5 protein-coding genes are annotated in these 6,378 nt (G+C 60.6%); 3 read left to right on the top strand and 2 right to left on the bottom strand.

The window, feature by feature from the left end:
- Positions 1-40 precede the first annotated feature (40 nt).
- Together recG and psaM are read right to left on the bottom strand one after the other, a co-directional pair.
- Positions 41-2,554, bottom strand: coding sequence for an ATP-dependent DNA helicase RecG (recG, locus tag NW818_RS09020; protein WP_414424357.1), 2,514 nt, complete (start codon positions 2,552-2,554; stop codon positions 41-43).
- A 194-nt stretch (positions 2,555-2,748) separates the two neighbouring features.
- A complete protein-coding gene (gene psaM, locus NW818_RS09015; RefSeq protein ID WP_011434349.1) occupies positions 2,749-2,841 on the bottom strand; it encodes a photosystem I reaction center subunit XII in 93 nt (30 codons plus the stop codon).
- Positions 2,842-3,212: 371 nt separating this feature from the next.
- On the opposite strand from psaM, the gene glyA reads away from it, so the two are divergent.
- The 3 genes from glyA (at position 3,213) to NW818_RS09000 (ending at position 6,337) form a co-directional block, all read left to right on the top strand.
- Positions 3,213-4,538 (top strand): serine hydroxymethyltransferase, encoded by a 1,326-nt coding sequence (gene glyA / locus NW818_RS09010; RefSeq protein WP_414424356.1) that lies wholly within the window; start codon positions 3,213-3,215, stop codon positions 4,536-4,538.
- A gap of 24 nt (positions 4,539-4,562) precedes the next feature.
- Positions 4,563-5,672, top strand: a complete 1,110-nt coding sequence (locus tag NW818_RS09005; protein WP_414349946.1) for a glycosyltransferase family 4 protein — start codon at positions 4,563-4,565, stop codon at positions 5,670-5,672.
- Between the two features lie 98 nt (positions 5,673-5,770).
- The gene (locus tag NW818_RS09000; RefSeq protein ID WP_414424355.1) at positions 5,771-6,337 is read left to right on the top strand and encodes a hypothetical protein; all 567 of its coding nucleotides are present in this window, start codon (positions 5,771-5,773) and stop codon (positions 6,335-6,337) included.
- Positions 6,338-6,378 lie beyond the last annotated feature (41 nt).

The raw sequence follows: 6,378 nt of genomic DNA, 5'->3' as shown, positions 1-6,378 counted from the left end.
GCTTATTATTGACTAGAGTCATGCTCCAATTGCCCCTAGCTTAGGTCAACAACCCAGGGCCCAAGAGACGGGCCTGACGCTCTTCCAGTATGCGGCTTAAGGGGGGCCAGCGCTTCAGGTCGGGGTCTTGGACAATAAGCTGCTCTGCCGCCTGGCGGGCCAGCTGCAGCACCTCTTGATCCTCCATGAGACTGGCCAGGGCGAAATCGGGTAGCCCCGACTGGCGGGTACCCATCACTTCCCCTGGGCCGCGGAAGCGCAGATCCATCTCGGCAATGAAAAACCCGTCGTGGGATTGCTCCAGCACCTTCAGCCGCCGCAGAGCATCTTCTCCTTTGGATCCCGTCATCAAGATGCAATAGGCTTGGTCGGATCCCCGCCCTACCCGCCCCCGCAGTTGGTGCAGTTGGGAGAGCCCAAAGCGCTCCGCATGCTCCACCAGCATCACCGAGGCATTGGGCACATCTACCCCCACCTCCACCACCGTGGTAGAGACCAGAATATCCAGCTCCCGCCGGCGAAAGGCCGCAATGACAGCTTCCTTCTCGCTACTGGTCAAGCGCCCGTGCAGCAGGCCCACCCGAAATTGGGGGAAGACCTTTTCCTGCAGACGCTGGTGTTCCTCGATGGCAGATTTGAGATCCAGCTTCTCCGACTCTTCAATCAACGGCAGCACCACGTAGGCCTGCCGCCCTTGGGCAATTTCCCGCTCGATAAGCCGCATCACCTGCAGGCGATCCCCTGGCCGGGCCACCAGGGTGTGCACGGGCTTGCGCCCCGGCGGCAGCTCGTCAATTTGGGTAACATCCAGATCCCCATGCAGGGCCAGGGTGAGGGTGCGGGGGATGGGGGTAGCGGTCATGGTGAGGACATCGGGGTGATCCCCTTTCTGTTGCAGAGCGGCCCGCTGCTCCACGCCAAAGCGGTGCTGCTCGTCGATGACCACCAAGCCCAGGTTGCGAAACTGCACTGCCGGCTGGATGAGAGCATGGGTGCCCACCACCAAGGGCAATTCCCCGGTCTGCAACTGCCGCAGGATCTCCCGGCGCTTAGCAGGGGGCGTGGATCCAGTCAACAGTTCAACGGGCACCTGCAGCTGGCTGAGCCATTCCACCAACTTGCGGTAGTGTTGCTCGGCCAAAACCTCGGTGGGAGCCATGAGGGCCGCCTGCCAACCGGATTGAATGGCTGCCAGCAAAGCCGCCACCGCCACCACGGTTTTGCCGGATCCCACATCTCCCTGCAAGAGGCGGTTCATGGGCAAGGGATCCCGCAGATCCGCTAGGATCTCGTCGATGGCCCGCTGCTGGGCAGCGGTAAGCTGAAAGGGCAGGATTTGGTAGAAGCGATCCAACAGCTCCCCTCTAGCCGGCTGGTAACGAGGTATGGCCTGAGCTTGGGCACGATAGCGGTGTCGCCGCTGCAATAGGCTTAGTTGTAGGTAGAAAAACTCATCGAACACCAGCCGCCGCCGGGCCTGGGCCAGCAGCTCTCGGGTCTTAGGAAAGTGGATCTGCTGCAGGGCAACAGGCAAGTCCAAAAGCTGCAACTGCCGCTTGAGATCCGCCGGCAAGGGATCCTCCACCAAGGCCGCCGCCGGCAAAGCCAGTTGCACCGCCTTGCGCACCAGATCGGCGGGGATCCCTTCTGAGAGAGGGTAAACTGGCAAGATCTTGCCCAGCCTGTCCAGCTCCTCGCCCTCTCCCCCCAGCACCTCCAGTTGCGGGTTATCCAGCGTTAGGCCCAACCGGCCCTTTTTGACCAGGCCGCTGGCAGCCACCAGGGCCCCCTTGGGGTATTGCCGCTCCAGGGAAGCTTGCCAACTGCGCTGGGCAAACTGCCGCCCGCTGTAGAAGCGGCTGAGGGTAATTACACCACTTTTGTCGGCAATCTTTAGGTTGAAGATGGTCAGCGAGGGATTCTTAGGGCTGGTAAAGCAACTGCAACTTTTCACCGTCCCTACAAGGGTAACGGTCTCCCCCACCTTGGCTTGGCGGATGAGCACCCGCCGGGAATAGTCCAGGTAGTCGCGGGGGAAGTAGTAGAGGGCATCCCGCACGCTGTGTAGGCCCAGTTGTGCCAGTTTCTCCGCTGACTTGGGACCAATGCCTTTGAGAAACTGCAGCGGCTGCTCCAGGCTGAGGCCGGCGGGGAGAGATGGGGAAATCGTGCTCCGCCCTGCCTCTGGGGGGGTTGTTGCTACGCCTACGGCAGGGAAACCAGAGCGCTGTGGCAACGAGGCTGCAAACGAGCCAGGTTGGTGGGAACTCGGTCGGGACAGCTCTTGCTGACGTCGGACTCGCTCCAGCCAGCGGCGGGTTTCGGCCACCAGGTGCTGGCGTTCGGGCAGCTCCAGCTCGGAATACAGGGTATAGCGGGATCCCAGTTCTTTCCATCGCCGCCGGTCATCTCCATTCAGCACCCAGTCAGAGGGGGGATCCTGTCCGAACACACTCCCCAAAAATTGGGAGAAGGTCTGCTCTCGCCCTCGCAGGTCGGTAAACCCCACCTCTGCTTCTAGGGAAAGGGCGCGCTGAAGCCGCTGTAGATCCACCTGGCTCAAGTTGCTTGGCTGCCGGGAGTGCTCCTTATCAATCCAACTTTAGCCAACAACGGCAGGACAACCGAAGGAGTGCAGCAGCGCAAGCCACACTTTCCATTCCTTGATAAAGAAAAAAGCCTGCCTTGTTACTCCGCAACGCTGTCGCGACGGGGCAGGCCAAAGGGATCCCTGGGGATGAGGGGGCTTCAGCTACGGGCCAGGGCGGATCCCAAAAGCAGAGCCATCACTGCCGGCACCAAGGCAATCGCCAGGATGGTGAAAACTTGTGCGTCCGTCATAACCAACTCCCTAACAGTGGAATTGCACAAAAGTCAGCTCCCTCACTCTACCGTAGCTTGAGGGGTAGCCTTGACACCGAGAAGAAAAGCTCAACATTCTTTACAAAGCAGCCCTTGCCCATCCCGCTTGACCGTGGCTCCCAGATCCTCTGCTTGGATCGATGTTGCTCCGCAACGCTGTCGCGACTGACATTCTCCCCACCCCTAAAGCAAGGGATTCTTTCTCAGTTTTGGGGTTTTACCCCAGGCAGAAAGGCCGGGGCCTGCGCTGCTGGTTTGCGGGTCATGCTACGATGTTGCTCCGCAACGCCGTCGCGACGGCGAAGCAGTTCTTGCCCATTCCTCCTGCGAAGTTCGGTCTTGGCGTCATCATGGTAGCTGCTCCACAAAGTCTGACCACCTCACGGGATAGCTTGGCCATCCTGGCGGAAACGGATCCCTTGGTTTACCGCCTGATCCAGGAAGAGCTCAACCGGCAGCGGGATCACCTGGAGATGATCGCCAGCGAGAACTTCACCTCTCCTGCCGTCTTGGCAGCCCAGGGCTCGGTGCTCACCAACAAGTATGCAGAAGGGCTGCCGGGCAAGCGCTACTACGGCGGCTGCGAGTTTATTGACGAGATTGAACAGCTGGCCATTGACCGGGCTAAGCAATTGTTCGGGGCAGCCCACGCCAATGTGCAGCCCCACTCGGGGGCGCAGGCCAATTTCGCTGTTTTCTTGGCCCTGCTGCAGCCAGGAGACACAATTATGGGCATGGATCTGGCCCACGGCGGCCACCTTACCCACGGCTCGCCGGTGAATGTCTCCGGCAAATGGTTCCAGGTGGTGCATTACGGGGTGGATCCGCAGACGGAGCGGATTGATTTTGACCAAGTGCGGGATCTGGCCCTGCAGCACCGGCCCAAGCTGATCATCTGCGGCTACTCTGCCTATCCGCGGACAATTGACTTTGCCGCTTTCCGCGCCATTGCCGACGAGGTGGGGGCCTATCTTCTGGCCGACATTGCCCACATTGCCGGCTTGGTGGCCACTGGACATCACCCCAACCCCGTGCCCCTCTGCGATGTGGTGACCACCACTACCCACAAGACGCTGCGAGGGCCGCGCGGGGGACTCATTCTCACCCGCGACCCAGAATTGGGCAAAAAGCTGGATAAGGCAGTGTTCCCCGGCAGCCAGGGGGGGCCGCTGGAGCATGTTATTGCTGGCAAGGCGGTGGCCTTTGGAGAAGCCCTGCAGCCCAGCTTTGCCCAGTACTCGGCGCAGGTGATCGCCAATGCTCAGGCCCTGGCGGGATCCCTGCAACGGCGAGGCATTCGACTGGTTTCCGGGGGCACCGACAATCACCTGATGTTGCTGGATCTGCGCTCGGTTTCGGCGGTGCTGGAAAAAACTGGGGCGGCGGATCCGGTAATGACGGGCAAACGGGCGGATCGGCTGATGGGGGAGATCCACATCACCGCCAATAAGAACACCATTCCCTTCGACCCACAGCCGCCCTTTGTAGCTAGCGGCCTGCGTCTGGGATCCCCAGCCTTGACCACCCGCGGCTTGGGGCCAGTAGAATTTGAGGAAATTGGGGAGATCATCGCCGATTGTCTGTTTCAGCCTGAGGAGCCTGCTGTATTGGAAGAGTGTCGCCAGCGGGTGGCCCAGCTCTGTCGTCGTTTCCCCCTCTACCCCCACTTGGGATAACCGCAATCCTCGCCACGGCTTGCTATGCCCTACTTGGTTGCCTTTCTGGCTGCTGCCTGTGTGGTTCTGTGGGCAACCCCGGTGGTGAAGGCGGTCGGGATCCGCAGTGGCCAGTTGGACTTTCCCGACGAGCGCAAGATCCACCAGCAACCGATGGTGCGCCTGGGGGGGGTTTCCATCTTTTTTGGCAACTTGGTGGCCCTGCTGTTGCTCTGGGGAGCCGGAGCTTTTGGGGGCTTGCGCACCGAGCAGGAGTACGAGATTTGGGGGGTGACGATCGGTGGGGTTTTGTTTTTTTTGATTGGCCTGGCGGACGACCTGTTTCACCTGTCGCCTTTTTCCCGCTTGTTGATGCAATTCGGCGTGGCTGCTGCCGCTTGGGGAGTAGGGGTGCGCATTGAGTTCATCAGTCTGCCCGGGAGAGGGATCTGGCCCTTTCCGGTGTGGTTGAGCCTGCTGATTACCCTGTTCTGGCTGGTGGGGATGGCCAACGCCATCAACTTCATGGACGGGCTGGATGGGCTGGCGGCAGGGGTGTCGGGAATTGCGGCAGTGGTGATGCTGATCGTAACCCTGCTGCTGGATCGACCGGCGGCGGCCATGCTGGCGGCGGCTTTGGCGGGAGCTTGCCTAGGCTTTTTGCGCTACAACTTCAACCCAGCGCAGATCTTCATGGGGGATGGGGGGGCCTATTTTTTGGGCTTTACCCTGGCTGGGATCGGGGTGATCGGGGTGGCCAAGGGGGTGACCACGCTGGCAGTGGCTCTGCCTTTCTTTATCTTGGCGGTGCCGATCCTGGATATGTCCACCGTAATCCTCAAGCGGCTGGCCAGGGGGAAGTCGCCTTTCCATCCCGACAAAGGCCACTTGCACCACCGCTTGCTCAAAGCCGGCCTATCCCATCGGCATTCAGTGCTGCTCATCTACGCCATGACCCTCTGGGGGGGATCCCTGGCCTTGGCCTTGGCGGGCTTGCCAGCAGGGGGCACCTACCTGGGCGGGGCCTCGCTGGTGTTGGCAGGGGTGGCTTGGGGGGCTTGGCAACGGCAACGAGCTTTGCCCTCGGAGGACAGGCCCGAACAGGAATATGTTGCTCCGCAATGCTGTTGCGACCAGGAATGTAAAGAAGATTGAGCTGGGCTTGTTCTCCATTGCTCGCCTGCCTAGACTGGAGGCGCTCTATATTTGTTGTTTTTTGTTTTGTTGTTTTTTGTTTAGCTCTGTGTTGCCTCATGCGCCCCACACCTGAGTTGGCAGCTCTCCTGCGCCGCACCGCGGATCGTATCCAATCCCAACACTGGGGCTTCTGGGACTGGGAGTACTGCTGGCGGGACAGCACCCGCTGCAATTGCGGCCTGTTGGTGCGAGAAGCCCTGGGCTGGGATCGGCAGCAACTCAGCCTGCGCATCCACCGCGGCACCTGGCGCTCCATCGCCCAAACCGCCTACCGAACTGTTGCCCTGGCCTTGAGGGATCCCTGGCAACTGGAGGGGCAGTGCGAGGCCACCGGCCTGCAGCTGGGGTATGTGTTCGAGAAAATGGCAGAGCTGGGGTTCGACCAACCGGAAGACTTTGCCGCCCTGGAGGAGCTGAGCGATCCCGTAATTCTGGCCCGCCTGGCGGAAAAAGGTGTGGAGCCAGCACAGCGCGACCAGGCGATCCATGTGGCGCTTTACATGCGGGAACTGGCGGACTGGATTGACGAACAACTGCAGGCGCAGGCTCAGATCAGCCGCTTGAGCCAACCTTTGCCCAAAACACCAGAGATCCTCGTCCAACAGTCGGTGCACCTTACTTGAGGAACTCAGTTGCCTTCCTGATACATTTACGCTGAACACTG

Source organism: Synechococcus sp. R6-5, assembly GCF_047461775.1.
Lineage (GTDB): Bacteria > Cyanobacteriota > Cyanobacteriia > Thermostichales > Thermostichaceae > Thermostichus.
Note: the sequence above shows the minus strand (reverse complement) of the source record. Positions and strands in the feature narration are given on the sequence as shown.